This window comes from Brucella pseudogrignonensis, assembly GCF_031454375.1.
In the GTDB taxonomy this organism is placed as follows: domain Bacteria; phylum Pseudomonadota; class Alphaproteobacteria; order Rhizobiales; family Rhizobiaceae; genus Brucella; species Brucella pseudogrignonensis_A.
In genome coordinates this window covers 489,359-514,189 of sequence record NZ_JAVDQT010000003.1, presented here as the reverse complement: position 1 = coordinate 514,189, position 24,831 = coordinate 489,359, and the positions used below count along the sequence as shown (strand labels likewise).

The window sequence follows — 24,831 nt, the reverse complement described above, 5'->3', positions numbered from 1 at the left end:
ACCACGACGATTTCCGTGACCTTGCCTGCTTCCTTCAAACGGATCGCTTCTTCAACCGCGATCTCGTCAAAGGGGTTCATCGACATCTTGACGTTCGCAAGCTCAACGCCTGAACCATCACCCTTAACACGGATCTTTACGTTGTAATCTACAACCCGCTTTACTGCGACAAGGACTTTCATCCGCGATTACCTCTTCAATGACTTTTTGCGGCCTGACTATGCCGCCATGAATCTTTGCCCGCATGTCAGAATCCGACATGACAACGCTGCTGACAGAAACGCCGTCAAAGCCAGCATTTCCCCGCAGCATCAGGAACCGGCACGAAACCTAAAGACGGTTGACGTGCGCGTCAATCGTGCATGGGCGGCAATATCGATTTAAATGAATATATTCTGACAGATAGTCATTCCGTTTTCGCACTAACGTCTATCCGAAAGCCGCCTGACGACTTGGCACCAGTCGGCCCGTTTAATTTCTTCATGCCGCGCCCTCCCATTTTCGTGGCGTTTACAAGCCATACCTCATGCGTTAGGAGTGCAGCGTAAACATCCGGTCGCAGCCTACCCGGTCAAAACAAGGACTCAAACTATGAAGACGCTTGTCATCTGCTCCGGCGGATTGGACTCCGTTTCGCTTGCGCATAAAATCGCAGTGGAACATCAGCTCACTGGCCTTATTTCTTTCGATTACGGCCAGCGACACAAAAAGGAACTGAGCTTTGCTGAAGCCTGCGCAAAGCGGCTTAACGTTCCTCATCAAATCATCGATATTCGATCCATTGGTGCAAGCCTGACCGGCTCAGCGCTCACAGACGACGTCGATGTTCCCGATGGTCATTATGCCGAGGAAACGATGAAAATTACCGTCGTTCCCAACCGCAATGCTATCATGATTGCCATTGCTTTCGGCGTGGCAGCAGCACAGAAAGCTGATGCCGTAGCGCTCGCCGTTCACGGTGGCGATCACTTTATCTACCCCGATTGTCGTCCCGGCTTTATCGATGCTTTCCAGACCATGCAAAACCATGCGCTGGAAGATTATGCTGATGTGCGGCTGCTTGCGCCCTATGTGCACAAGTCAAAAAGCGACATCGTTTCAGACGGCGAAAAATACGAAACGCCATTTGAAGCAACATGGTCCTGCTACAAAGGCGGCGAGCATCATTGCGGACGTTGCGGCACCTGTGTCGAACGACGCGAGGCCTTCCACCTCGCTGGTGTTACAGATCCCACACATTATGCCGACGCTGATTTCTGGCGTGCAGCAATCGAGAAAAGGATCGCCTGATGTTTCGCATCACCAAGGAATTCCATTTCTCTGCTTCGCATCAGCTGACAGAGCTTCCTGCCGATCACCAATGCGCGCGCTTGCATGGACACAACTATATCGTGGAAGTTGAACTGTCCGCCAATGATCTTGATCAGCATGGCTTTGTCCGCGATTATCACGAGCTTGCACCACTCAAGCGCTATATCGATGATGAACTCGATCATCGCCATCTGAACGATGTGCTCGGACATAACCGCATAACAGCAGAATTTCTGGCGCGTCACCTTTATGAGTGGTGTCATAGCCGCTGGCAGGAAGTGACGGCGGTAAGGGTTAGCGAAACCCCAAAAACATGGGCGGAATATCGGCCAGAACGTCTGCAACCTTGTTTCCTGCAACAATGAACAAGCATCCTGAAATCCGCATCAGCGAGATTTTCGGTCCAACCATTCAGGGCGAAGGCGTATTAAGCGGCGAGCCGACTGTTTTTGTGCGCACGGGCGGCTGCGACTACCGCTGCGCATGGTGTGACAGTCTGCATGCTGTTGAAAGCCGCTTTCGCCATGACTGGAAACCGATGAGCATTGATGCCATATGGCATGAAGTGACGACACTTTCGGGCCAAAAGCCAATAACAGTGTCACTTTCTGGCGGAAACCCGGCTATTCAACCATTAGGACCACTGATCGATCATGGTCACATGCAAGGCTACCGCTTTGCGCTAGAGACACAGGGATCGATCGCGAAAGACTGGTTTTCACGACTTGATACATTGGTCTTAAGCCCCAAACCGCCTTCAAGCGGCATGGAAACCGACTGGCAGGCCCTCGCCGCCTGCATTGATGCTGCGGGATCACGACCAAAGACAGTGTTGAAATTCGTGGTCTTTGATGATGCAGATTATGCCTTTGCAAAAGCTGCATCGGCCCGACACTCGCATTTGGCCGTCTATCTTCAACCGGGAAATCACACGCCACCACCGCCGGAAGATGACGACGCCCGTATCGACATGGATGGCATCATGAGCCGCATGGAATGGCTGATCGACAAGGTGATGGAAGATCACTGGTTTGAAGCGCGTGTTCTGCCCCAGCTTCACGTACTGATCTGGGGCAATAAGCGTGGCGTCTAAAGCATGTCGCGGAAAAGTGGGGACCGGTTTTCCGATAACGACATGCGTAAAAACGAAGAGATAAAGCTAGCCGCAACGCGCATTGTCGTCAGGCTGTGGCGAAAATGGTGGTCTGTTAAGCATCGGAGCGGAGCTTACTTAAGGTAAGTGAGCACCGAAGCGCAAACAGAACGCCAGTTGCAGACCGGCCTCACGGCAATGCCTACCGGTTTTGGCCCGGCACCCAAAGAACGTCTTTCGCGCCGTTATCATTGACGGCGCGGGCGGCAACAAACAGAAAATCGGAGAGGCGGTTGATATATTGCAATGCCTCTTTTGAGACGACTTCGCCTTCGACCTTTGCGAGCGCCACCATCAGTCGTTCGGCACGACGCGAAACCGTGCGCGCCAGATGTAGCGCTGCTGACGCAGCCGAACCACCCGGCAGAATAAACGAGCGCAAAGGCGGAATTGAAACATTCAAATAATCGATGTCGGATTCAAGCCTTGTCACCTGCGATGCAACAATGCGCAGCGGTTCATAGGCAAGCGGCTCCCCATCATCCGGCGTTGAAAGATCAGCTCCCAGATCGAACAGATCATTCTGGATGCGCATGAGCATCACATCAATAGGGCCATAATCTGCACCGCTTGTATGCAGTCGCGCCAAGCCGATACAGGCATTGGTTTCATCAACCGTGCCATAGGCTTCCACGCGCAAATCGGATTTTAGTCGGCGCGCACCAGATGTGAGGCCGGTGGTGCCATCATCGCCTGTACGGGTATAAATCTTATTGAGCTTGACCATTTGCTATTGTCCACTTGCCTGACGTGCAAAATAGATTGCCCCCACGACCAGCAGAATTGCAACAAATTGCAGCAGAACGCGCAACTGCATCATCTTGTTGGAGAAATTACCGTCACCGCCCCGCATCATATTGCGCAGGCCAATAATCAAAACGATTGCCACAGCAATCACGGCCACCATGGCCGCCGCCTTGAAGACGAAATCCATTTACATTCCTCCCATTATCCGTCGTCTTGTTGGTTTCAAGACTGATCGGACAGCATTTTGTAGAGCCAGCGTGACGGCAGCAGGCGTCGAGCCAGAATACCCAGTTTCGCCGGTCGCGTAACTGCGTAATGCGGACGCGGCTTTGGCGCTTCCAGTGCATGCACAAGTACCGCGTAAACCGCTTCCGGGCCAAGCTTGTTTTTGGATTTTGTGCCACCACCTTCGAGCTTTGCCATCTGGCGCTGATAGAGTTCGCGATGCACGGAGTTTTCAAGGTCAATATTGGCCCGCGCATGCGCCGCTGCACTATAGGTAAAGCGCGATGCTATTGGCCCCGGCTCGATCATCGACACTTCAATGCCTGAACCTTCCAGCTCCATGCGTTGCGCCATCATCAATCCTTCGAGCGCGAATTTTGATGCCACATAAGCGCCGCGCCACTTCATCGGCACAAGCCCCAGAATAGACGAGCAATGCACAATCCGGCCCTGCCCCTGCGCGCGCATCGTGGGAATGATACGCCGCGTCAGATCATGCCAGCCGAAGAAATTAGCGTCAAATTGTGCACGCAATGCTTCGACCGGCAAATCTTCAATGGCACCCGGCTGCGCATAGGCACCATTGTTAAAAAGTGCATCAAGCCTGCCATCGGTGGCGCGCAAAACTGCATCAACCAGCGCTTCGATTGATTGCGGCTCAGTATAATCGAGATAAAACGCCTCAATGCCTTTAGCTTTGAGTGCAGCAATATCCTCGTCTTTTCGTGCAGTCGCAAACACGCGCCAGCCAGCCTCATGCAAAGCCGTTGCGCAATAGGCCCCAATACCCGAAGAACAGCCGGTTATAAGAATGCTACGCTTTGCAATTTCCACGACCATATACGGATTCCGCTCCTATTTTTATTGAGAGTGCTTGATTCGTGGCACGTTTAAAACCGCTATCCCCTTGCAATATTGAATCTAATACTAGATTTAAACGCTTGGAATGAATGTCGGTCGACCGAAGGAAAAAATCTACGGATGCGAAAAGTTAAACGTTTTCTCCGTCAGGTCACTTACGACGTTTACTGGCATTTCAGCACCGACGACGGCTGGGCTTTTGCTTCGCACATCGCCCTTTCCGGGCTAATGGCGCTATTTCCATTCCTGATTTTCGCAACAACACTGGCTGGTTTTCTTGGCACCAAGGAGTTTGCCAATAATGCCGTGCATGTCATTTTCGATATGTGGCCATCCAATATTGCGGGCCCGATTGCCAATGAGGTTATGAATGTTCTGACCGTTCAGCGCAGCGGACTTTTGACATTGAGTGTCATCGCGGCAGCCTATTTTGCTTCCAATGGTGTGGAAGCTTTGCGCATGTCGCTTAACCGCGCCTATCGCGTAACCGACCAGCGTTCAATCATCTTCTGCCGCCTGCAAAGTTTGGGCTTCGTTCTCATTGGCACAATCAGCCTGATGGCCATCAGCTTTCTGCTGGTTCTTGCACCGCTTGCCGTTCGTCTGGCTGAGCAATGGTTCCCAGACATTGCGCCTTTTACCGGCACAATTGCCATCTGGCGCTATACGATTGCAGTGATCGTTCTGGTGCTGGCACTTTTCATCGTGCATATTTGGCTGCCTGCTGGAAAACGCCGCATGAGCGACATTCTTCCCGGAATTGGCATCACGCTCATTGCTTGGCTTGCCGCCGCAACTGCTTTTGCAAAATATCTCGAAACATTTGCAAACTACGTCACCACCTATGCGGGCCTGGCCTCGATCATGGTGGCCATCGTGTTTCTTTATATGTTGTCCGCGATCTTCATTATTGGCGCAGAAATCAACGCGGCAATTATGATCTACCGCAAGCGCGAACAGCAGCCCGAACTTATCGACGCAAAGTAGTCAGCGCCACACCGAGCGTCGTCACAACCATGCCCGCGATCTGAATTGGCCCCAGCGTTTCACCAAAAATCAGATAAGCCATGATCGCGGCAGTGCCCGGCACCAGATAGAAAAGTGACGCAACCTTCGACATAGCCCCTTCGCGGATCATCACCAGAAGCGCCAGAATAGCGCCGATGGAGATCGCAAGCGTCAGCCATATCAGCGCGAAGATCAGTTGCGGCGACCAGATCATCACGCGGGTTTCAAAGGCGAAAGCACAAATCGCAGTCATTGCTGCCGCCGCGATATATTGCACCGCAGTCCCGGTCTTCAAATCCGCTGCCGTGCCGAAACGTTTTTGCCACACTGTGCCGGTGCTAATTGCCAGAACTGCCAAAAAGGCTGCAATCAGACTTTGCGGGTCAACACCGCTATGGCCCGAGAACTTCGGCCAAACCACCATGGCAACACCAAGAAAGCCAATCAGTAACCCCAGCCATTGCCGTCCACTGGCGCGCTCGCCCAGAAGAAGTGCTGCAATCAGCGTGGTCAGCATCGGTTGCAAACCTGCAACCAGTCCGGACATGCCCGCAGGCAGACCATGATGCACCGCCCAGAAAAGTGCTGAAAGATAGCCGCCGTGAATAAGGCAGCCGACAATGGCTGCATTGAGCAGCGTTTTGCCTTTCGGCCAGACACTGTCACTTGCCAAAGCCCACAGGATCATAATGCATGCTGCAATCGAAAACCGCACAGCCATAAAGCTGAACGGCTCCGCATAAGGCATGGAAAGCCCTGCCCCGATAAAGCCAGTGGCCCAGAGAAGCACAAACATAATCGGGAAAAAGCGGGTAGACATGATGCAGACGTTCCTGTTTGCTTCCCTCTAATCCCGTTCCATGCTTTGCGCTATCGCATAAAACTGATTGTTGCGATCAATTTGCCAAATGGCTCGCTTCTGCCTATGAAACGGCATGGATATTCAGAATGACACAATCCGCATTTTTATTGATGCCGACGCCTGCCCGGTAAAGGCGGAAGTCTATCGCGTAGCCGAACGGCACAATCTGCCGGTTGTCCTGGTCGCCAACAGCTACATCGCCATTCCGCGCGATGCAGAACGCGTCGAACGGGTCATCGTTTCTGACAAGCTGGATGCGGCGGATGACTGGATTGCTGAAAATTCACGTCCCGGCATCGTTGTCATTACGGCAGATATTCCGCTGGTAAGCCGGTCGATTGAAATGGGGGCATCAGTCATCGCACCCAATGGGAAGGTGCATACGGCAAGCACCATCGGCAACACGCTTGCCACGCGCAATCTGATGGATTCGCTGCGTTCCGCAGGCGAAACGACGCGCGGACCAGCGCCGTTTTCACCTAAAGACCGCTCGGCCTTTTTGTCTGCACTCGAACTGGCAATTGTTCAGCTCAAGCGTGCCGGTTTCAAATCAGCTTGATCGGATTGAGACGGTTGCAATGCCCGCGCCAATCAGCATCGTCCCGCCAGCGCGATTGAAAATGCGCAAAGCACGCTCATTTGCAAAGAAGCGACGGGCGCGTGTGGCAATCAGCGCATAAGCGAAGGCATTGAGAAATGCCAGCACAAGGAATGTGCTCTCAAAAACCAGCATCTGCGTGAGAAAATCACGATGCGGGCTTAAGAACTGCGGAAGGAAAGCCACGAAAAACGTAATGCTTTTTGGATTGAGCGCTGTCACCAGCCATGCATGAAGCAGCATCCGCACTGGCTTGACCTCATCGTGACGCGCCTTGGCGTCCATTGTGCCACCGGCCCGAAACAGCTTTATGCCAAGCCAGATGAGATAGGCAGCACCAATCCATTTAACCGCAGTAAAGACCGTCGCCGATGCAGCGAGCAGCGCACCGACGCCGAGCATCGAAAGCGTCATGGCGGTAAAGTCACCAAGCGCCACACCAATTGCCATCGGGAGTGCGGCTCTCCAGCCCTGCCCTAGTGCATAGGAAACCACCAGCAAAACCGTTGGCCCCGGGATAACCAAAAGCACAATGGATGCGGCAGAAAATGCCAGCCAGACTTCAATGCTCATAGAAAACTTCCTCTCGCTATGGAAAGGAAGCCACTGAACCGAATATTTGTCTATCTAAAGTTTCTGCGCAGCTTCAATCAGCTTGATAGCGTCCGGGCCATCCCAAGGTGCGGGACCATTCATTGATGCAATCTGACAACCATCCTTATCGACCAGCAAAGTCACAGGCAGGCCAAATGCGAGATTCTTGCGCTTTAATTCATTGAAGCTCGACATAGTGGCATCGCGGTTGAGGCTCAGGCTCTTGATGCCGATCTCTTCAAGAAACTTCTTCGGCTTCTCGTCCGAGCCTGTATCAATATTGATGGCAACCACATCAAAATCGCTACCGCCCTTTGCCGCTTGCAAATTATCCAGTTCCGGCATTTCTTCGCGGCAAGGCGCACACCATGTCGCCCAGAGGTTCACAAGCAGCGTCTTGCCCTTATAATCACCAAGCGTCATCTGCTTACCATCAGGTCCAGTGAAAGCGATATGAGCCACTGAAATCGGCTTCTCTGCGGCACGCATGGCGGCAACGCTTCCGGTTGCAGCTTGATCAAGGCTCTTCAGACTATCGGCCTTCAACGCACATTGTGCGGAAGCCTCATCACTTTGAACGTAAACTTTGCTGGGTGTAGCATTGCCAGAAGGCCGTTCCATCACGTATACCGCGCCTATACCGGCAATGACACCGGCCAGAGCGGCAAGATAGACGATCCTGCGATTTCCTGACTTAGCCTTATCGTTGTCTTTTGCCATCTCGCGTCACTTCTTTCCTAGTCTTGCATTCGAGGCATACGAGCATGAGCGAACAAAAATCAAGCAATCAGATGTGGGGCGGCCGTTTTGCCTCAGGACCCGATGCGATCATGGAAGAGATCAATGCATCAATTGGCTTCGACCGCAAACTCTATGCGCAGGATATTCAGGGATCACTCGCCCATGCAGCCATGCTTGCAAAGACAGGCATCATTGCGGCAGACGATCATAAAAAGATCGAAGACGGCCTAAAAACCATCCTCAAAGAGATCGAAGACGGCAAATTCACCTTCTCGCGCAAGCTCGAAGACATTCACATGAATATCGAAGCGCGTCTGGCCGATCTCATTGGCGCATCGGCAGGACGTCTGCACACGGCCCGCTCGCGCAACGATCAGGTGGCGGTTGACTTCCGCCTCTGGGTTAAACAGGAATTGCAGAAAACGGCTATTGCTCTTGAAGGCCTCATCAACGCGTTTCTTGAACGTGCCGAAGAACATGCAGCAACCGTCATGCCGGGCTTCACACATTTGCAGACCGCGCAGCCTGTCACTTTTGGTCATCATTGCATGGCCTATGTCGAAATGTTTGGCCGTGATCTGTCTCGCGTGCGTGATGCGATTGAACGCATGGACGAATCACCTCTCGGTGCCGCAGCCCTTGCTGGAACCGGCTTCCCGATTGATCGTCACATGACAGCAGCAGCGCTTGGTTTCCGCGAGCCAACCCGCAATTCGCTGGATAGCGTTTCCGACCGCGACTATGCGCTTGAATTCCTGTCACTGGCTGCAATCTGCGCGGGCCATCTGTCGCGTCTCGCTGAAGAAATCGTCATCTGGTCGACTCCGCAGTTCAATTTCGTGCGTTTATCTGATGCCTTCTCGACCGGCTCCTCGATCATGCCGCAGAAGAAAAACCCGGACGCTGCCGAACTCGTTCGCGCCAAGACCGGCCGCATCAATGGTTCGCTGGTTGCACTTCTGACCATTATGAAGGGTCTGCCGCTCGCCTATTCCAAGGATATGCAAGAAGACAAGGAACAGGTTTTCGACTCTGCTGAAAATCTGGAACTCGCAATCGCTGCCATGTCAGGCATGGTGCGCGACATGACTATCAATGTCGCCAGCATGAAAAAGGCCGCTGGTTCCGGCTATTCAACAGCAACCGATCTTGCTGACTGGCTGGTGCGTGAATTGGGCCTTCCATTCCGCGATGCGCACCATGTAACTGGTCGCGCCGTAGCACTGGCTGAAAGCAAGCAGGTCGATCTCGCTGCTCTCACACTTGAAGATCTGCAGTCGATCAACCCGGGCATTACCGATGCGATCTTCGGCTATCTGACGGTTGAGCAGTCGGTTGAAAGCCGCCAGTCATTTGGCGGCACCGCTCCTCAGCAAGTGCGCAAGCAGATTGCCTACTGGAAAAATCGTATCGCGAAAGCGTAAGCTGACCATCCTGGTGAAGTCACTCTTAAAGGAGTGATTTCACTTTCTGATATTTTGGGTTAGACCTGACCCATAGACAAATTCCGGGAACCAAAGCTGATGACAGGCCGCTCCGCCATTTCTTCCGTGCTTCTGATCGCAGCCCTTGCTGCCACTCTTGCCGCTTGCGGACGTAAAGGCCCACTTGAGCCACCGCCAGCGCAGCTCATCACCAATGAACAGGGTCGTACCGTCGAAAAACCGAAGGAAGACAAGCCCTTCATCCTCGACAAAATCCTGTAATTCCTCCCCCATTCGGATTGTTTCCCGTGAATCATTTTGAATATCGCGACGGCGTTCTTCATGCCGAAAATGTAAGCCTGCCCGAGATTGCAAAACAGGTTGGCACGCCTTTTTACGTCTATTCCCGCGCAACCATTGAGCGTCATTTCCGCGTTTTCAACGAAGCTTTCTCGGATATGGAAACGCTGGTAACCTATGCGCTAAAGGCCAACTCCAATCTGGCTGTTCTAAAGACGCTTGCCAAGCTTGGCGCAGGCGCTGACACGGTTTCAGAAGGCGAAATTCGCCGCGCGTTGGCCGCAGGTATTCCGGCAAACAAAATCGTGTTCTCCGGCGTTGGCAAAACACCGCATGAAATGGATTTTGCACTGGAAGCAGGCATCTACTGCTTCAATGTTGAATCCGAGCCAGAGCTGGAAATCCTTTCAGCTCGTGCAGTGAAAGCAGGCAAGGTCGCCTCGGTGTCTTTGCGCATCAATCCCGATGTTGATGCAAAGACCCATGCTAAAATCTCGACTGGCAAATCCGAAAACAAATTCGGCATTCCACGCGTAAAAGCCCGTCAGGCCTATGCGCGTGCGGCTAGCCTTCCCGGTATCGATGTCGTCGGCATTGATATGCATATCGGTAGCCAAATCATTGATCTTGAGCCTTTCGACAATGCATTTGCGCTGATGGCTCAGCTGGTTGAGGAATTGCGTGCCGACGGTCACAATATCCGCCACGTTGATGTTGGCGGAGGCTTGGGCATTCCTTATCGCACCGATAACAACCCACCGCCGCTGCCTGTGGCCTATGCGGAAATCGTTGCCAAGCACATCAAGCCGCTTGGCCTTAAGACCGTCTTCGAGCCAGGTCGTCTGATCGTCGGCAATGCAGGTCTTCTGGTAACAGAAGTGATTTTCGTCAAAGAAGGCGACGCCAAGAACTTCATCATCGTTGACGCAGCGATGAACGATCTCATCCGGCCAACGCTTTACGAAGCCTTCCACGACATCAAGCCTGTTCTGGAAACCAAAGATAACGCCCCACGCATTCGTGCCGATTTTGTCGGCCCTGTTTGTGAAACCGGCGATTATCTCGGCCTTGACCGTGAAGTGGCGAAGCCTGCTCCCGGAGATCTCATAGCCGTATGCACGACCGGCGCATATGGCGCGGTTCTGTCGAGCACCTACAACAGCCGTCTTCTGATCCCGGAAGTGCTGGTGGATGGTGATCGTTATCACGTCATTCGTCCACGCCGGACCTATGAAGAGCTTCTGGCACTCGATTCCGTGCCTGATTGGCTATAAATTAGGTGCCTAGCCTCGCCTTTGCCATGATGCGTGTTATTCTATGAAACAACCATAGGCGTTACACGCATCAGAAAGACCCGATGACACAACAGACAAAAGACAGCAAAGACTTGCCAATTCGCAAGCGCGATGCGTTTTTCCGCCTGTTTTCCGGCGAGGGTGCGGCCCTTCGGCGCCTGCGTCTACAAAGCTTTCTGACAATCAGCTTCGAGCGGGCATGGCCGCTCGTGTTACCGCTGATTCTTTTGATTGCCCTTTTTACAAGCCTAAGCTGGCTTGGGCTTTTTGCGCTCATGCCGCGCTGGCTGCATCTTGGCGTGCTTGGATTTTTTGGCCTTGCAGGGCTGATTGCGCTTTATCTGCCTTTCCGCTTTCGCCTTCCCGATGACGGGGCCATTACCGCCCGCATTGAAGATGTGAATGGACTGATTCACGAGCCATTGGCCGTCCAGACTGGACAGATGGCGACCGGCGCCAACGATCCCTTTGCCGTTGCCCTCTGGCAGGAACATCAGCGCCGCATGGCCGAGCGGTTGAAAAATCTGCAATCCGGTGTTCCACGTCCGCACATTCCTGAACGCGATCCTTATGCACTGCGTGCTGTCGTGGCCTTGCTGTTCGTGACTGCCGCCGCCTATAGCCTCAGCCCGAATAGCGGCCAGATTGCCGATGCGTTTAATATCCGTGCCGGTTCGGCAAGTGTCGTTGCGCGCATTGATGCCTGGGTAACGCCGCCATCCTATACCGGTCGTGCGCCGATATTCCTCAGCACAGCGCTGGATGATGCAAATGTCGAAAAACCGATAGAGGTGCCGCAAAGCAGCGTCGTCAATATCCGTATCATCGGCGGCAGTTCCGAACGACTGACCACGACCGATGCCACAGGCCATCGCGCAGAGATAAAGCCCATTGCACCAAAGCAAAGCGAAGAAGAGCAGCAAACAAGCGTCGATGATAGCCGGAATTTCCGCTATGATCTGCAACAGGACCAGACGCTCAATCTTTCAGGCATAGATGCCCGCTGGACCTTTGCTGTAACGCCAGACAATCCACCGACTATTCGTTTCAGCAAAGAACCGGGCCATGCACTAAACGGTACTTTGCAGCTCAGCTATGAAATTTCCGACGATTACGGCGCAGTCAAAGCCTATGGCGAAATAGTTCCGCTCGACATTGACCACGAGGACGAGGAAACGGCACCGCTCTATGACGCGCCCGACCTGCCACTTGCGTTGCCGCGTCGCGGAACCAAAGAAGCGACAACATCCAAAGACCTGACCCAACACCCATGGGCTGGTCAGAAAGTAGCGCTGACGCTCGTAGCAACCGATGCTGCAGGCAAGTTTGGTCGCAGCGAGACCAAGATCATCACGCTTCCGGAACGTCCTTTCTCCAATCCGCTGGCGAAAGCCGTCGCCGAACAGCGTCGGATTCTTGCACTCGATGCAACGCAGCGTGATCATGTACGCGATATGCTTTCAGCGCTGATGATCCGCCCGGAAGAGACGATTAAGGACAAAGCCCATTATCTCGGCCTTGTGACCATCCATACGCGTCTGCGCTTGGCAACAGGCGACGATGCACTGCGCGATACAGCGGATTATATGTGGCAGGTGGCACTGGGCATCGAAGATGGCAATCTGTCGGCAGCAGAGAAGCGTCTGCGTCAGGCACAAGAAGCCCTGCGCAATGCATTACAAAATGGTGCCTCACAGGAAGAAATCGAGAAGCTGACTGCGGAACTGCGTGAAGCCATGCAGCAATTCCTGCGCGAATTTGCACAGCGCCAGCAGCAAAACCCGAACGCCCGTAATCAGCCTATGGACCCGAATGCGCGGATGCTGACCGACAAGGATTTGCAGCGCATGATGGACCAGATTGAAAATCTGGCGCGTCAGGGTTCACGTGATCAGGCTGAACAGCTCCTGTCGCAATTGCAGGACCTAATGAATAACCTGCAAATGGGTCAACAGTCGCAACCCGGTCAGCAAGGGCAAGGTCAGGGCCAAGCCAATCAGATGCAGCAGCAGATGAACAAGCTGGGTGATCTTATGCGCCGCCAGCAACAGATGATGAATGAGACTTTTAAGCTCGACCAGCAAATGCAGCAGCAGCAATATGGCAGCGGCGAGTTCGGCGATGAAGATATGTTGCCGGGTGATGATGGAACCATGGGGCAAGGCGAATCTCAGCAAGGCGGCCAGTCCGGTGAAACATCTTCGGAAATGGCTGAAGCTATGCGCAAGCTGCAACAGCAGCAGCAAGCACTTCAACAAGAACTGAAAAAGTTCGGCGAAGACCTGAAAGGCATGGGCATAAATCCAAATAAGGATTTCTCTGACGCAGACAAATCCATGGGGAATGCCGGAGATGCTTTGGGTCGCAACGAAGGTTCAGAAGCCGGAGACCAGCAAGGCAATGCGCTGGAGGCTCTGCGCCGCGGTGGCCGCGATATGATGCAGCAAATGCAGCAAGCCATGGGGCAGCAAGGCGAAGGCCAGAATGGTCGACAAGGACAGAATGGCCGCGATCCACTCGGGCGTCAGCAGGGCAGCAACGGCATGTCGAATGAGAATGGCGTCAAGATTCCCGGTGAGATTGATATTCAGCGCGCACGTGAGATTCTGGATGAAATTCGTCGAAAGCTCGGCGACGCACTCACGCCACAGATGGAAAAAGAATATCTCCAGCGCTTGTTGCAGTTCGACTGATCAAACCGCGATCAGCCTTTCCGAAACGCACGCCACTAGCCGCGAGAGATTTTACTTAGAACGTGCCGGAAATGGTGGTTTTCGAGAACCGGCGCGCAGCGTACTTAAAGTACGTGAGCACCGGAAGCGCAGAAAAGCGCCATTTGCAGGCCGTTAGAGCATTTCCAGCAAAAGTGCGTAGCGGTTTTGCGTCGGATAATGCGCAATAAAGTGCCGAAATCTCTGGGTTAGTCCCGGACGTGACCGACATAGGGCAACTGCCGGAACGAATGCGCGACGTCCATGCCATAGCCGACGACGAAATAGTCGGGACATTCGAAGGCGACAAAATCCGCATCCAGATCAACCTTGCGCCGCACGCTCTTGTCGAGGAGGACAGCAATGCTGACGCTGCGCGCACCACGTTCGATCATCAGCTCGCGCACAAATTTGAGCGTCTTGCCTGATTCGAGAATGTCATCGATCAGAAGAACATCGCGGTCTTTCACATCGCTGTCGATGTCACGTAGCAGACGCACTTCAGTGCTTGTCGTCCCCTTGCCATAGCTGGAAACGGTGATGAATTCGACGTCGGGCTCCACACCCGCATCGTGCATGGCACGAATAAGATCAGCTGCAAAGATGAACGAGCCTTTGAGGATCGAAATCGTCAGCAGATTGTGAAAGTCACGTCCTGCTATTTCTTTTGCCAGCGCGAGATTACGCGCAGCGATTTCCTCCGGGCTGAAAAGCACGTCGATGGTTTTTCCGCCAACCTGAGGCATCTGCTGCGTCTCCTGATTTATAAGCATAACTTCGCTCTGAAAGGCACGCTCTATAGCATGCTTTCAGAAAAATGCACCCTTTTGCAGTGCACGAGTTTGAGAACGGATGAAGTGTGCATAATCATTTGCCATTTCATTGATTTGATATAGCGTGCCTGCCATGCATCCGGACATTATCGAACTCCGCTCCTTTTATGAAACCACCCTTGGTCATCTCGCCGAGCGATCCATTCGCATGGCGCTTGCGGCACTATGGGGGCATGTTCCGGGTGAACGACTTGTGGGCCTTGGCTATAGCCTCCCCTATCTCGACCGTTTCAGCGCAGATACCGAACGAAGCTTCGCATTCATGCCTGCCGGACAGGGTGCCGTTGCATGGCCATCATCGGGCAAATCAAGCACTGCACTCGTCTTCGACGAAGAACTACCGCTGCCTGATTCTTCCATCGACCGGGTGTTGATGGTGCATGCACTCGAATATGCCGAAAACGCTTCGGAAACGCTGAAAGAAATTTGGCGCGTACTGGCCCCGAACGGACGGCTCGTTATCGTCGTGCCAAACCGTCGTGGTGTCTGGGCACGTCTCGACCGCACACCATTTGGCAGTGGCCGCCCCTATAGCCGCACACAGTTGACGGCACTTTTGCGTGAGGCAAATTTCAGCGTCAATACAATCAGCAATGCACTGCATTTCCCACCCGTGAAACGCCGCTGGATGATGCGTCCGTGCATGGCAATCGAAGGTATTGCCCGCAAGCTCTGGCCACTATTTTCAGGCGTTTTGGTGGTCGAAGCGCAGAAGCGCCTCTATCAGGGACTGCCTGTCGCACAACGCTCATCGCGTCGTGTCTTCGTGCCAGTTCTCGCCCCACAGGGAACACCGGTCAGCGGGTTGAGAAAAACCGCGTCAAAAGAACCCAAAAAATAGCGCTGCAACCTTTCACAGTAAGGTTTTTCTCGACTTGAACGCAGCAGAGGTTTATGCCCGCTACGCAACCTTAACATCAGTCCTTTTGGCGGAGCCAAAATCATGACCAATACGCAAGACCTTTCCCGTCCCCAGCCTAAAACCGGCCTGCTCGATATCGCAGCCTATGTACCAGGCAAGGAACACGTCGAAGGCGTTGCAAAGGTCTATAAGCTCTCCTCCAATGAGACGCCAATCGGCCCCAGCCCTCATGCAATTGAGGCCTATCGACATTTGGCCGATACGCTTGCGATTTATCCAGACGGTCAGGCGCAGGCATTGCGCGAGGCAATCGCTGAATCGCAGGGGCTTAACATCGGCAACATCATCTGCGGCAATGGCTCGGATGAATTGCTCGGCCTGATCTGCCAGACCTATCTGGCTCCGGGCGATGAAGCTATCATCACCGAACATGGCTTTGCGGTTTACAAAATCCAGACGCTTGGCGCTGGTGCAACGCCTGTTACGGTAAAGGAAAAGAACGAGCGCATCGACGTCGACGCGATTCTTGCTGGCGTAACACCACGCACGAAGATCGTCTTCATTGCCAATCCCGCCAATCCGACCGGCACCTATCTGCCGTTTGAGGAAGTGCGTCGTCTTCATGCAGGTCTGCCGAAGAACGTTCTGCTGGTGCTGGATGCTGCCTATGCAGAATATGTTCGGCGCAACGATTATGAGTCCGGTCTTGAACTGGTATCGTCGAACGAAAATGTCGTCATGACCCGTACCTTCTCGAAGATTCACGGTCTGCCGGGCCTGCGTATCGGCTGGATGTATGCGCCATTGCACGTTATCGATGCGGTCAACCGTATCCGTGGGCCTTTCAACATGAACTCAGCAGCAATCGCTGCTGGTGCTGCCGCAATCCGCGACCGCGCTCATGTGGTGAAGTCGGTCGAATATAATGAAAAATGGCTGTCATGGCTCACAGACGAATTCACGAAGCTTGGTCTTCGCGTCACTCCATCTGTCACAAACTTTCTGTTGTTCCATTTCCCGGAAGATTCCACACATTCGGCAGATAAGGCCGATGAGTGGCTTTCAAAGCGCGGCTATATCCTGCGTCGTGTGGGAGGCTATGGCTTCCCAAATGCACTGCGCATGACTGTTGGCACTGAAGAGGCCAATCGTGGCGTTGTGGCAGCTCTGACCGAGTTTTTGAAATAAGACGATGTCCACGATTCATTTTGAAAAAATCGCGCTCATCGGTATCGGCCTTATCGGCTCATCGCTGGCGCGTGTCATTCGCCGCGAAGGTCTTGCCAATCATATCGCCATTGCAACACGCAGTGCTGAAACATTAAAGCGCGCCGAGGAACTGAACCTCGGCGACAGCTACTCGACCGATAGTGCGCAAGCCGTCAAAGATGCCGACCTCGTTATCGTATCGGTTCCTGTCGGCTCATCCGGCACAGTTGCCAGACAGATTTCTGCGCATCTGAAGCCCGGAGCAATCGTTACCGATGTCGGCTCAACCAAAGCATCTGTCATTGCGCAGATGCAGCCGGAACTGCCAGAAAACGTTCATTTCATTCCCGGCCATCCGCTTGCTGGTACTGAATATTCTGGTCCTGATGCAGGTTTTGCCGAGCTATTCAACAATCGCTGGTGCATTCTCACGCCACTGCCAGACACGGATCAGGCAGCCATAAACAAGCTTTCTGCCTTCTGGACGGATTGCGGCTCGCGCCTTGATCAGATGGACCCGCAGCATCATGATCTGGTGCTGGCCATTGTTTCGCATCTTCCGCATATCATCGCTTACAACATCGTTGGCACCGCCAGCGATCTTGAACAGGTGACAAAATCGGAAGTCATCAAATACTCGGCGTCAGGTTTCCGCGATTTTACGCGTCTGGCTGCATCTGATCCAACCATGTGGCGCGACGTCTGCCTGCATAACAAGGACGCAATCCTTGAGATGCTGGCGCGTTTCTCGGAAGATCTCGCCTCGTTGCAGCGCTCGATCCGCTGGGGCGATGGTGAAGCTCTGTTTGATCTTTTCACCCGGACACGGGCCGTGCGTCGCAGCATCATTGATGCGGGTCAGGAAGTTGATGCACCGAACTTCGGACGTCAGGCAGCCTCACAAACAAGCGACAAGAAATAAAAAAAGGGCAGTATCACATACTGCCCTTTTCTTTATAGGTTGGGCAAACGCCCAAGCGGGATAAAGCCAGCACTGGCTTTCCCCTTTCGAACGGTAATATCAATAACAGGGTTGCCGTTTTCGTCTTTCGGCATGGCGGAAAGAGCGAAAAGGACAGTTGCAATATTGCCGCCCTGTTCTGGAAACACCGTCTGGCCAGCCTGTGCGAACGATTGCGAGTTGACCATGGTAACTTTCAGGTCAGCATCAATTTCACCTTTTTCACCAACTGAAAAAGGCCCAGAGACCGTCAGCATTGCGCCGTTTGGCATCGAGAGAAATGCTTGATTGATAACACCGCTATGACCGCGCATCCGTTCGTTAAATGGTGCAGAACTCGGAGCAAGGAAAGTGGCCGCATCCGCAACAGCTATATCCACCAAGCCATCAATTTCTGGGCTTTTGGCATTGCCGATAATATAGGGTTCGAGCTTCAATCCAGCGAAACGACCGTTGATCTTGAGCTGACCTTCCTCATTGCTCATGCGAAAATTCATCTGCTCAAGCTTGCTAATCTGCTCAGTGGTCGTGGTTTCGGTTCGCAATCCGACCATAACGTCTCGTGCGTTTAGCTCAATCTCGGTTGGAAAAGGTCGTGCGAGACGCGTGTTGGAGGTAAATTTTTCCCAGTTGATTTCGAGGGGCTGCACACCCGGAAACTCGACAAAAGCTGGCCCGGTCAACTCATTGCTTAGTGAACGTGGCGCATAGACCGGAGAACCAGACGTAAATCGCCCGGCACGCAGCGCCATACCTTCAGAAGGCTTCTGCCATGAGATGCTGGCGCAAACCACATCCACGCGAAGCGGGTAACCGCCCATATGCAGATTTTCACACTGAACGCCAACGCCCTGCGCTGCCAGCTTGGCTATGTCAGCTTTAGCCCTTACTTCAATCTTATCGGCAGCATAAAACCAGCCAGCCGTATAGGCGGCTATCAGCACAAGAACGATAATCGCAATCGTGATCGGACGCTTTCTGGATTTTGGGGTTTCGATACCAGCATGCGCCATCAAAAAAGCCTCTGTTTAATCAAATACTTGGTTAGCGGGACATGATGTTTGTTGCGAACACGAAAAATCACTCATCAACGTGCTGTCTGCAACAGGTGGCTATATTATGGCAGGATTGAGTCTTGTGAAGTTCAGCTCATCAAAAAATGCTGGATATTCTGAGATTAACGATAAAAACTCGTCATAATTGAACATATATTGATTCTCATCATGACAAAGCACACCGACCATCAACACATGAATGATTTCTGGGTATTCGGTTACGGTTCACTGATGTGGAAACCGGGTTTCGCTCATGTGGAGACTGTACGCGCGCGTTTGCATGGCTATCGCCGAAGCTTGTGCATCTATTCGCATGTTCATCGTGGCACGCCGGATCATCCCGGGCTCGTTCTGGGGCTCGATGCTGGTGGATCATGCCTTGGCATTGCCTTCCGCGTTCCCGGCGATATGACCGATGAAGTGATGATCTATCTGCGCGAGCGAGAAATGTCGCATCAGGTTTATCATGAAAAGCGACTGCGTTTACGTTTAGTAGACGGGCGCGATGTTGAAGCCGTAACCTATGTGGCCGACCGCCGCCATGAGCAATATGCTGGCTCGCTCAAGCCCGAAGATGCTGCTGCGATTGTGGCTTCTGCACGTGGCGAATCTGGCGCGAATGTCGATTACGTTGCCAACACACTCGAACATCTGCACAATATGCGGGTTCGTGATCACACGCTTGAGCATGTTACAGATCTCGTGCGTAAAAACATCGAACTCAATCGGCACTTATTATAAATTTCTTCGCTATTACAATTTTCTCAAGACGCAAACATCGCTAGCGCGTTAAAAATTCTAATCACACGATGCCCAACCCTTGTTCTTGCCCAATGCAACCGCTACATCTCGGCAAGTTCTCAAGGAGAAGTTTTTTATGATCGCATTGTTTCGCACCATTGATCTGGCGCTCGATATCTATACGTGGATCATCATCGCAAGTGCCATTTTCTCATGGCTCTATGCGTTCAACGTCGTCAACTCTTCCAACCGTTTTGTGGCTTCAATCGGCGAATTTCTTTACAAAGTTACCGAGCCGGTTCTGCGTCCGATCCGCAATATCCTGCCAAATCTCGGTGGCATCGATCTTTCGCCGATCGTCCTGCTGCTGATTATCTTTTTCATCCGTCAGTTCATGTGGACGACGCTGCTTCCAGCACTTTTGTAAGAAGCAAAGCAGTAAGACAAACAAAAACGCCCGGATTTTCATCCGGGCATTTTTTTAAATCATATAAGGTCGATTACTTGTTCTTAGCGCGTTCAATCGCTTCAACGATGAACTTGCGTGCGTAATCTTCATCACCCCAGTCACCGATCTTAACCCACTTACCTGGTTCCAGATCTTTGTAGTGCTCAAAGAAATGCGCAATCTGCTTGAGTGTGATTTCCGGAAGATCGGAATAATCATGCACCTTTTCGTAGCGCTGTGTCAGCTTTGGCGAAGGAACTGCGATGATCTTCTCATCCTTGCCGGAATTGTCTTCCATGACAAGAACGCCGATTGGACGGCAGTTAATCACGCAACCCGGGATCAGCGGACGGGTATTGCACACCAGAACGTCAATCGGATCGCCATCTTCTGAAAGCGTATGCGGAACAAAGCCGTAATTGCCCGGATAGGTCATCGGCGTATAAAGGAAACGGTCCACAATCAGGGCACCAGCTTCTTTGTCCATCTCGTACTTGATCGGCTGTCCGCCAACTGGCACTTCGATGATTACGTTGATGTCTTCTGGCGGATTCTTACCAATCGAGATAGCATCAATATTCATGATGGGTCCTTTCGTGTCGCGCTCTGATAACGGGTTTCATGTTTGCGTGCAAGAAAAACGAAGTTTCAACAAAACGTGACGAATTGTCGTTCCCTCTGACGTAACAAAGCGCAATCGAGTTATTCGGGAGTTGTGGTTGTTTCACTGAGTTCCTTCAACCGTTGAACGGCTGTCGGTGGCATAGGTGGTGCATTAACATCGCGGCTTGCTGCAACAAGCAGTTCATCGCAAGCCGTCTCCGTCGTTTCGATCAGACGACGCAGAAACTCTTCTTTTTCCAGTCCTGCTGGAATGAGTGGCAAGACTCTGCAACGAATTGTGCCGGGAAAGCGAAAGAACTTACGGCGCGGCCAATAAAGCCCCGCATTGTGCGCAATTGGCAAAACTGGAAGTTTCAGCGCATCATAAAGATGCACGATACCATATTTATATTCTGGCGGCGCACCCGGCGAACGACGTGTGCCTTCGGGATAAATCAAAATCTGACGGCCTTCAGAAATCGCCTTCTGCGCACCAACTGTAATCGAATGCAGTGCCTTTACGCGCGATCCACGATCAACCGGGATCATTTCCATTTTTGCGACATACCAACCAAACAGCGGTATCCGCATCAACTCACGTTTGAGGATCAGAACCGGATCATCCAGCTGCGGTAGGAATGCATAAGTGTCCCATGCCGACTGATGCTTTGGCGCGACGATATAAGCGCCTTCAGGAATATTCTCGAGGCCTTCAATCACATAGTCAGTACCTGCAATATATTTTTGCAGCCACAGATTAACGCGTGCCCATGTCTTCGGTACGATCCATGCCTTCTTGCGCGGAAGCAAAAAGTAAAATGGTGTGTAGAGAACCATCTGCACAAATGTACCGATGTAAAAGGCGAGATTGAACAAAATGGAGCGCAGATAGAGAAGCATCGTATCGGCGATAACCTTGGTTATACCCATCGCTCCAAATTGTAGCATTTGGAGCAACTAAGCAGAGAAACTGGAGGCTTTTCTGAGAAAGCAGCGGCACCCGATATATCAGGAAGCCGAGAATTTTCCATAAGGAAATCGTTTTGAAAGACGATCAATTGCGCACGATCTCGAAAGGACTAGGCGGCTTCGCCGAAAATCTTCGCTCCGCCCACTCGAATGGCCGCGCCAATGTATTTAATATACTCGATAAATAGCACGCGGAGCGTATCGCTTTCAGCCACCCAGCTATGAGCACGCTTCTCTCCATTGACCACCGGATAAGGCACGAATTCCACGTCCTGCATCCTCGATGACATCTCAAGAATACTGCGTGGGATGTGGTAATTGTTCGTAACGACAATCACACGGCGATACTTGTTGGCGCGTATCCAGCGTTCACTTTCAGTCGCATTCCCCACTGTATTCAGCGCTGAGCGATCAAGATCGACGCAACAGTTAAACAGGCTGGCATCCGTATGGGTAGCGCGCTGCAAATCTTTTTCATTGGTCGAAGGATGCACGCCACTGATCAGCAGTCGCTTGCCTTGCTTATCTTTCAAAAGGTCAAGCGCCGCCTGAATACGGGACTGACCACCTGTCAGAACGACAATTGCATCAGCAGGCGTATCCAATGCAGGCGATTGCATGCTTGTCACTTTCTCACTGAACGCAACAAAGCCGATCAGAAAGGCGACAATCACCAAAAACAGAAAAATGGAAACAGGCTGAAGTCGACGGAATACACGCATTAAAAGCGACCATAGAAATTTAGCGCCCGCCAGTGCAAGGCCAGAAGGCGCGTCAATAGTGCTACTGCGGCGCCATACCACAGCGCCCATATGCGCCCCTGCCTCTTGGCCTGCCGCTGCATCATTGCTTTCCCGATATTCAACTGCGTTTTCGTTCGACTTGCCATCATAGCTACCATTGCGGCGATATGTCGGAAAGCTGCCCGAAATTCGCGATTTGCGATCGGTATTAGCAAAAAAAGCCGTCATTCAGCCCGCACTCCCGGACCATCCATCGTCGCAAGCTGACGAACAACCGTCAGCCGGCTTGTCAGCATCGTCAAAAAGCTCACAAGAATGATGATTGCTGCAGCGCCGATATAGCCCTCGCGACCAATGGCGAAATTGCCAAACATAGCCGCGGCCTGATCGCCAGCCGGTGTTCCCATGCGTCGGGATGCCCACCATGAGAAGCAGAAGAACACAAACATAGCCGCACCGCCGCCAAACAAGGCACCTTTGAGCGCCGTGCGGAAGAAGTGCCATTCAAATTCGCGCGCAACGAATTTTGATTCTGCGCCGATGAAATGCAGAACTTCAATGATATGGCCGTTGCCTGACATCGCGCCGCGCGTAGCAAAAATCACCGTCAAAACCGTTGCAGCAATAACCAGTGACAGAACGCCAGTACCTATAAGCACCGTCGTATTGGCCATCGAAACGAGCCTGTCGACCCATGTGCGATGATCATCAAAACTTGCACTAGGAATAGCGCGTGAAATCTCCGCCCGCATGGTTTCAAAATCCGGCGGCGCATTCTCATCAATCGTGACAACGACAAGACGCGGCACTGGCAGTTCGTCGATATTCAGGCCACTGCCAAGCCATGGTTCAAGCAGCCGTGCCGTTGCATCCTTGTCGATAATATTGGTGTCTTTGACCCCGGAAAAACCGCGCGCAATGCTGCTGGCATCCGACAAAGCCTTTTCCATGTCCAGCCCGTCGACAGGCCTGATCTGGATGGTTGCCTCACGTGCAATCTGGCTTTGCCATTGCGCAGCCGATGTTCGCACAAGGGTAACGCCGCCAAGCGTGAGGCAGGCAAGAAAGGTCATAATCGCAATCACAGTGACCAAAGCTGTCCCGGTTACACTTCCATCCGGAACAATCGGATTTGGTCCCTGACGCTTTCTGCGTTTACCAATGCGCACCAGCAGCATATCTTTGAGATCTTCAAAGCGTATGCGGAGATCTGTCATGGCTTTCGCAAAAGCGCTTTGGCTATTTCTGCTCGCATTATTCATAAATATCGAGCCGCCCATGTTCTATGATCATACGGCGAGCATTGACCTGATCCATCAAAGATAAATCATGCGTCGCAATAATAACCGCAGTGCCCGAACGATTAAGCTCAGCGAAAAGCCGCAACAAACGTTTTGCAAGTGGTGGATCGACATTGCCCGTCGGCTCATCGGCCAACAGCAGTTCCGGCTGATCAATCAGCGCACGCGCAATTGCCGCGCGCTGCTTTTCTCCACCTGAAAGAACAGGGGGCAGCACGTTCATACGATCACCAAGGCCAACCCAATGCAAAAGCTCTTCGACTTCATGACGATAAGTGGCTTCTTCTTTGCCACGTACACGCAATGGAAGCGCAACATTTTCATAGGTCGTCATGTGATCAAGAAGACGAAAATCCTGAAACACAATTCCAATACGGCGACGAAGCAACGGCACAGCCTTATGGTCAAGACGCGCGACATCTTTGCCAAAAATATTGATAAGTCCACGCGTAGGCTTCAGCGCCATGAACAACAGTCGCAGCAGCGAGGTCTTGCCCGCGCCTGATGGTCCAGTCAGAAACTGGAATGAGCGCGGCGGAATATGGAAGCTGACATCCTTCAGGATTTCTGGCCCCATGCCATATCTCAGGCCAACATTCTCAAAACGTATCACCGCTGCGCTTCTCTAAATTGTCCGCACACCAATCAATGCCGCGGATGAAATCTAATTTAAAATGACCTTTAACCCCTATGGTTAATGTGAGGTTAATTATGTCGAAATCACCTGTAAAAATTACGAGAGATTTGATTTTCTATAACGCAGAAAAATTGGGCAAATCTTGGGGCGGACACACCAAACCACTCCGCAAAAAATAATTGCGGCATAAACGATGCAAATTAATAACTAAAACGGATGCTGATTATTCCCAACAGCCCAGGTTACGGCCTTTGAGATTGTGGGAATCAATGTCAGTGACGAGGCGTGCGTCTTCCCGCAACAAAATCATCGTCGTTCGCTGTTTAAGATCAATCCTCTGCCAGCCTGCACATTCCGTTGGCATTGGCGGCCTGCTATCGATCCTGACCGTTTCTGACCATGTCGTCGCGGTGCAGCCGGAAACAGCCGCACTGATGCCAATCACCATGGCGGATTGTAAAACCAGTCTGCATGTTCGCGCCTGAAATTGAATATTCAAGACTGGCAACTCCCTAAAACGCCCCACGAAACACCCGCTTACCAAGATCGATTTCATCGCAATTATCTGCATGAACAAGCTTCTTATAGCCCGTGCTCACCCATCACCGCAATATACTCGACGAAAACATGCATGATTTA

28 protein-coding genes and 1 pseudogene are annotated in these 24,831 nt (G+C 52.3%); 14 read left to right on the top strand and 15 right to left on the bottom strand.

Going from position 1 to position 24,831, the window contains the following annotated elements; genetic code table 11:
- Nucleotides 1-182 (bottom strand): annotated as a pseudogene (locus J2782_RS13315) (electron transfer flavoprotein subunit beta/FixA family protein); the annotation flags it as partial.
- Nucleotides 183-591: 409 nt separating this feature from the next.
- Here J2782_RS13315 and queC point away from each other — a divergent pair.
- Genes queC through queE form a run of 3 tightly spaced genes read left to right on the top strand, consistent with a single transcriptional unit; the run spans nucleotide 592 to nucleotide 2,404 of the window.
- Nucleotides 592-1,290 carry a 7-cyano-7-deazaguanine synthase QueC gene (gene queC, locus J2782_RS13310; protein ID WP_310013317.1) on the top strand — a complete coding sequence of 233 codons (699 nt, stop codon included), beginning with the start codon at nucleotides 592-594 and terminating at the stop codon, nucleotides 1,288-1,290.
- Entirely contained in the window at nucleotides 1,290-1,676 is a 387-nt protein-coding gene (gene queD / locus J2782_RS13305) for a 6-carboxytetrahydropterin synthase QueD (RefSeq protein ID WP_310013315.1), read from the top strand. The genes queC and queD overlap by 1 nt, the downstream gene beginning before the upstream one ends.
- Nucleotides 1,673-2,404 (top strand): 7-carboxy-7-deazaguanine synthase QueE, encoded by a 732-nt coding sequence (queE, locus tag J2782_RS13300; protein ID WP_310013356.1) that lies wholly within the window; start codon nucleotides 1,673-1,675, stop codon nucleotides 2,402-2,404. The genes queD and queE overlap by 4 nt, the downstream gene beginning before the upstream one ends.
- Before the next feature lie 202 nt (nucleotides 2,405-2,606).
- Here the strand turns inward: queE and J2782_RS13295 are convergent, their stop codons facing one another.
- Genes J2782_RS13295 through J2782_RS13285 form a run of 3 tightly spaced genes read right to left on the bottom strand, consistent with a single transcriptional unit; the run spans nucleotide 2,607 to nucleotide 4,276 of the window.
- Nucleotides 2,607-3,191, bottom strand: coding sequence for a cob(I)yrinic acid a,c-diamide adenosyltransferase (locus J2782_RS13295; RefSeq protein ID WP_310013313.1), 585 nt, complete (start codon nucleotides 3,189-3,191; stop codon nucleotides 2,607-2,609).
- Nucleotides 3,192-3,194: 3 nt separating this feature from the next.
- Nucleotides 3,195-3,398, bottom strand: coding sequence for a twin transmembrane helix small protein (locus J2782_RS13290; protein WP_250041615.1), 204 nt, complete (start codon nucleotides 3,396-3,398; stop codon nucleotides 3,195-3,197).
- Between the two features lie 35 nt (nucleotides 3,399-3,433).
- Complete coding sequence (locus J2782_RS13285; RefSeq protein ID WP_310013312.1) at nucleotides 3,434-4,276, bottom strand: SDR family oxidoreductase; 843 nt, start codon at nucleotides 4,274-4,276, stop codon at nucleotides 3,434-3,436.
- Between the two features lie 141 nt (nucleotides 4,277-4,417).
- On the opposite strand from J2782_RS13285, the gene J2782_RS13280 reads away from it, so the two are divergent.
- Nucleotides 4,418-5,284, top strand: coding sequence for a YihY/virulence factor BrkB family protein (locus tag J2782_RS13280; protein WP_310013311.1), 867 nt, complete (start codon nucleotides 4,418-4,420; stop codon nucleotides 5,282-5,284).
- Here the strand turns inward: J2782_RS13280 and J2782_RS13275 are convergent.
- Nucleotides 5,268-6,125 carry a DMT family transporter gene (locus tag J2782_RS13275; protein WP_310013309.1) on the bottom strand — a complete coding sequence of 286 codons (858 nt, stop codon included), beginning with the start codon at nucleotides 6,123-6,125 and terminating at the stop codon, nucleotides 5,268-5,270. The genes J2782_RS13280 and J2782_RS13275 overlap by 17 nt on opposite strands.
- A gap of 115 nt (nucleotides 6,126-6,240) precedes the next feature.
- Between J2782_RS13275 and J2782_RS13270 the strand changes: the two genes are divergently transcribed.
- Complete coding sequence (locus J2782_RS13270) at nucleotides 6,241-6,726, top strand: YaiI/YqxD family protein (protein WP_310013307.1); 486 nt, start codon at nucleotides 6,241-6,243, stop codon at nucleotides 6,724-6,726.
- Here J2782_RS13270 and J2782_RS13265 read toward each other — a convergent pair.
- Nucleotides 6,718-7,338, bottom strand: a complete 621-nt coding sequence (locus tag J2782_RS13265; RefSeq protein WP_310013304.1) for a LysE family translocator — start codon at nucleotides 7,336-7,338, stop codon at nucleotides 6,718-6,720. The genes J2782_RS13270 and J2782_RS13265 overlap by 9 nt on opposite strands.
- Nucleotides 7,339-7,392: 54 nt before the next feature.
- Nucleotides 7,393-8,079: a thiol:disulfide interchange protein TlpA gene (gene tlpA, locus J2782_RS13260; RefSeq protein ID WP_310013302.1), complete on the bottom strand. Its 687-nt coding sequence runs from the start codon at nucleotides 8,077-8,079 to the stop codon at nucleotides 7,393-7,395.
- A 44-nt stretch (nucleotides 8,080-8,123) separates the two neighbouring features.
- Here tlpA and argH point away from each other — a divergent pair, with 44 nt between their 5' ends.
- From argH to J2782_RS13240, 4 genes are all read left to right on the top strand, one after another.
- On the top strand, nucleotides 8,124-9,524 hold the full coding sequence (gene argH, locus J2782_RS13255; RefSeq protein ID WP_310013300.1) for an argininosuccinate lyase: 1,401 nt from the start codon (nucleotides 8,124-8,126) through the stop codon (nucleotides 9,522-9,524).
- A gap of 99 nt (nucleotides 9,525-9,623) precedes the next feature.
- Nucleotides 9,624-9,806 (top strand): LPS translocon maturation chaperone LptM, encoded by a 183-nt coding sequence (gene lptM, locus J2782_RS13250; protein WP_007872064.1) that lies wholly within the window; start codon nucleotides 9,624-9,626, stop codon nucleotides 9,804-9,806.
- Between the two features lie 26 nt (nucleotides 9,807-9,832).
- The gene (gene lysA / locus J2782_RS13245) at nucleotides 9,833-11,098 is read left to right on the top strand and encodes a diaminopimelate decarboxylase (RefSeq protein WP_310013297.1); all 1,266 of its coding nucleotides are present in this window, start codon (nucleotides 9,833-9,835) and stop codon (nucleotides 11,096-11,098) included.
- Between the two features lie 83 nt (nucleotides 11,099-11,181).
- On the top strand, nucleotides 11,182-13,812 hold the full coding sequence (locus tag J2782_RS13240; protein ID WP_310013295.1) for a TIGR02302 family protein: 2,631 nt from the start codon (nucleotides 11,182-11,184) through the stop codon (nucleotides 13,810-13,812).
- A 227-nt stretch (nucleotides 13,813-14,039) separates the two neighbouring features.
- On the opposite strand, the gene hpt is transcribed toward J2782_RS13240, so the two are convergent.
- Nucleotides 14,040-14,576, bottom strand: coding sequence for a hypoxanthine phosphoribosyltransferase (gene hpt, locus J2782_RS13235; protein ID WP_310013294.1), 537 nt, complete (start codon nucleotides 14,574-14,576; stop codon nucleotides 14,040-14,042).
- Between the two features lie 160 nt (nucleotides 14,577-14,736).
- Here hpt and J2782_RS13230 point away from each other — a divergent pair, with 160 nt between their 5' ends.
- The 3 genes from J2782_RS13230 to J2782_RS13220 all read left to right on the top strand — a co-directional run bounded on the left by J2782_RS13230 (nucleotide 14,737) and on the right by J2782_RS13220 (nucleotide 17,656).
- Complete coding sequence (locus J2782_RS13230) at nucleotides 14,737-15,504, top strand: class I SAM-dependent methyltransferase (protein ID WP_310013355.1); 768 nt, start codon at nucleotides 14,737-14,739, stop codon at nucleotides 15,502-15,504.
- 102 nt (nucleotides 15,505-15,606) lie between these two features.
- Nucleotides 15,607-16,713 (top strand): histidinol-phosphate transaminase, encoded by a 1,107-nt coding sequence (hisC, locus tag J2782_RS13225; RefSeq protein WP_310013292.1) that lies wholly within the window; start codon nucleotides 15,607-15,609, stop codon nucleotides 16,711-16,713.
- A 4-nt stretch (nucleotides 16,714-16,717) separates the two neighbouring features.
- Complete coding sequence (locus J2782_RS13220) at nucleotides 16,718-17,656, top strand: prephenate/arogenate dehydrogenase family protein (RefSeq protein WP_310013290.1); 939 nt, start codon at nucleotides 16,718-16,720, stop codon at nucleotides 17,654-17,656.
- Nucleotides 17,657-17,688: 32 nt separating this feature from the next.
- On the opposite strand, the gene J2782_RS13215 is transcribed toward J2782_RS13220, so the two are convergent.
- Complete coding sequence (locus J2782_RS13215; RefSeq protein WP_310013287.1) at nucleotides 17,689-18,708, bottom strand: DUF2125 domain-containing protein; 1,020 nt, start codon at nucleotides 18,706-18,708, stop codon at nucleotides 17,689-17,691.
- A 210-nt stretch (nucleotides 18,709-18,918) separates the two neighbouring features.
- Here J2782_RS13215 and J2782_RS13210 point away from each other — a divergent pair, with 210 nt between their 5' ends.
- A complete protein-coding gene (locus J2782_RS13210; RefSeq protein ID WP_310013283.1) occupies nucleotides 18,919-19,491 on the top strand; it encodes a gamma-glutamylcyclotransferase in 573 nt (190 codons plus the stop codon).
- 136 nt (nucleotides 19,492-19,627) lie between these two features.
- Entirely contained in the window at nucleotides 19,628-19,918 is a 291-nt protein-coding gene (locus J2782_RS13205; protein WP_250041585.1) for a YggT family protein, read from the top strand.
- A gap of 73 nt (nucleotides 19,919-19,991) precedes the next feature.
- Here the strand turns inward: J2782_RS13205 and ppa are convergent, their stop codons facing one another.
- From ppa to J2782_RS13175, 6 genes are all read right to left on the bottom strand, one after another.
- On the bottom strand, nucleotides 19,992-20,522 hold the full coding sequence (gene ppa / locus J2782_RS13200; RefSeq protein WP_310013280.1) for an inorganic diphosphatase: 531 nt from the start codon (nucleotides 20,520-20,522) through the stop codon (nucleotides 19,992-19,994).
- 119 nt (nucleotides 20,523-20,641) lie between these two features.
- Nucleotides 20,642-21,442 (bottom strand): lysophospholipid acyltransferase family protein, encoded by an 801-nt coding sequence (locus tag J2782_RS13195; protein ID WP_250041672.1) that lies wholly within the window; start codon nucleotides 21,440-21,442, stop codon nucleotides 20,642-20,644.
- Between the two features lie 179 nt (nucleotides 21,443-21,621).
- Nucleotides 21,622-22,482 (bottom strand): YdcF family protein, encoded by an 861-nt coding sequence (locus J2782_RS13190; RefSeq protein WP_310013278.1) that lies wholly within the window; start codon nucleotides 22,480-22,482, stop codon nucleotides 21,622-21,624.
- The gene (locus J2782_RS13185) at nucleotides 22,479-23,471 is read right to left on the bottom strand and encodes a cell division protein FtsX (RefSeq protein ID WP_310013275.1); all 993 of its coding nucleotides are present in this window, start codon (nucleotides 23,469-23,471) and stop codon (nucleotides 22,479-22,481) included. The genes J2782_RS13190 and J2782_RS13185 overlap by 4 nt, the downstream gene beginning before the upstream one ends.
- Nucleotides 23,472-23,508: 37 nt before the next feature.
- Nucleotides 23,509-24,168 carry a cell division ATP-binding protein FtsE gene (gene ftsE, locus J2782_RS13180; RefSeq protein ID WP_310013272.1) on the bottom strand — a complete coding sequence of 220 codons (660 nt, stop codon included), beginning with the start codon at nucleotides 24,166-24,168 and terminating at the stop codon, nucleotides 23,509-23,511.
- Nucleotides 24,169-24,415: 247 nt separating this feature from the next.
- Nucleotides 24,416-24,691: a hypothetical protein gene (locus J2782_RS13175; RefSeq protein WP_310013269.1), complete on the bottom strand. Its 276-nt coding sequence runs from the start codon at nucleotides 24,689-24,691 to the stop codon at nucleotides 24,416-24,418.
- Between the last annotated feature and the right edge of the window lie 140 nt (nucleotides 24,692-24,831).

Coding starts and splice junctions, on each gene's coding strand:
- tlpA (WP_310013302.1), bottom strand. CDS start 8,079: ATGGCAAAAGACAACGATAAGGCTAAGTCAGGAAATCGCAGGATCGTC.
- J2782_RS13285 (WP_310013312.1), bottom strand. CDS start 4,276: ATGGTCGTGGAAATTGCAAAGCGTAGCATTCTTATAACCGGCTGTTCT.
- J2782_RS13215 (WP_310013287.1), bottom strand. CDS start 18,708: ATGGCGCATGCTGGTATCGAAACCCCAAAATCCAGAAAGCGTCCGATC.
- J2782_RS13220 (WP_310013290.1), top strand. CDS start 16,718: ATGTCCACGATTCATTTTGAAAAAATCGCGCTCATCGGTATCGGCCTT.
- J2782_RS13265 (WP_310013304.1), bottom strand. CDS start 7,338: ATGAGCATTGAAGTCTGGCTGGCATTTTCTGCCGCATCCATTGTGCTT.
- J2782_RS13185 (WP_310013275.1), bottom strand. CDS start 23,471: ATGACAGATCTCCGCATACGCTTTGAAGATCTCAAAGATATGCTGCTG.
- J2782_RS13230 (WP_310013355.1), top strand. CDS start 14,737: ATGCATCCGGACATTATCGAACTCCGCTCCTTTTATGAAACCACCCTT.
- J2782_RS13190 (WP_310013278.1), bottom strand. CDS start 22,482: ATGACGGCTTTTTTTGCTAATACCGATCGCAAATCGCGAATTTCGGGC.
- queC (WP_310013317.1), top strand. CDS start 592: ATGAAGACGCTTGTCATCTGCTCCGGCGGATTGGACTCCGTTTCGCTT.
- queD (WP_310013315.1), top strand. CDS start 1,290: ATGTTTCGCATCACCAAGGAATTCCATTTCTCTGCTTCGCATCAGCTG.
- J2782_RS13210 (WP_310013283.1), top strand. CDS start 18,919: ATGACAAAGCACACCGACCATCAACACATGAATGATTTCTGGGTATTC.
- lptM (WP_007872064.1), top strand. CDS start 9,624: ATGACAGGCCGCTCCGCCATTTCTTCCGTGCTTCTGATCGCAGCCCTT.
- J2782_RS13280 (WP_310013311.1), top strand. CDS start 4,418: ATGCGAAAAGTTAAACGTTTTCTCCGTCAGGTCACTTACGACGTTTAC.
- hisC (WP_310013292.1), top strand. CDS start 15,607: ATGACCAATACGCAAGACCTTTCCCGTCCCCAGCCTAAAACCGGCCTG.
- J2782_RS13290 (WP_250041615.1), bottom strand. CDS start 3,398: ATGGATTTCGTCTTCAAGGCGGCGGCCATGGTGGCCGTGATTGCTGTG.
- J2782_RS13195 (WP_250041672.1), bottom strand. CDS start 21,442: ATGCTTCTCTATCTGCGCTCCATTTTGTTCAATCTCGCCTTTTACATC.
- J2782_RS13240 (WP_310013295.1), top strand. CDS start 11,182: ATGACACAACAGACAAAAGACAGCAAAGACTTGCCAATTCGCAAGCGC.
- J2782_RS13275 (WP_310013309.1), bottom strand. CDS start 6,125: ATGTCTACCCGCTTTTTCCCGATTATGTTTGTGCTTCTCTGGGCCACT.
- hpt (WP_310013294.1), bottom strand. CDS start 14,576: ATGCCTCAGGTTGGCGGAAAAACCATCGACGTGCTTTTCAGCCCGGAG.
- J2782_RS13270 (WP_310013307.1), top strand. CDS start 6,241: ATGGATATTCAGAATGACACAATCCGCATTTTTATTGATGCCGACGCC.
- queE (WP_310013356.1), top strand. CDS start 1,673: ATGAACAAGCATCCTGAAATCCGCATCAGCGAGATTTTCGGTCCAACC.
- J2782_RS13295 (WP_310013313.1), bottom strand. CDS start 3,191: ATGGTCAAGCTCAATAAGATTTATACCCGTACAGGCGATGATGGCACC.
- ppa (WP_310013280.1), bottom strand. CDS start 20,522: ATGAATATTGATGCTATCTCGATTGGTAAGAATCCGCCAGAAGACATC.
- argH (WP_310013300.1), top strand. CDS start 8,124: ATGAGCGAACAAAAATCAAGCAATCAGATGTGGGGCGGCCGTTTTGCC.
- J2782_RS13205 (WP_250041585.1), top strand. CDS start 19,628: ATGATCGCATTGTTTCGCACCATTGATCTGGCGCTCGATATCTATACG.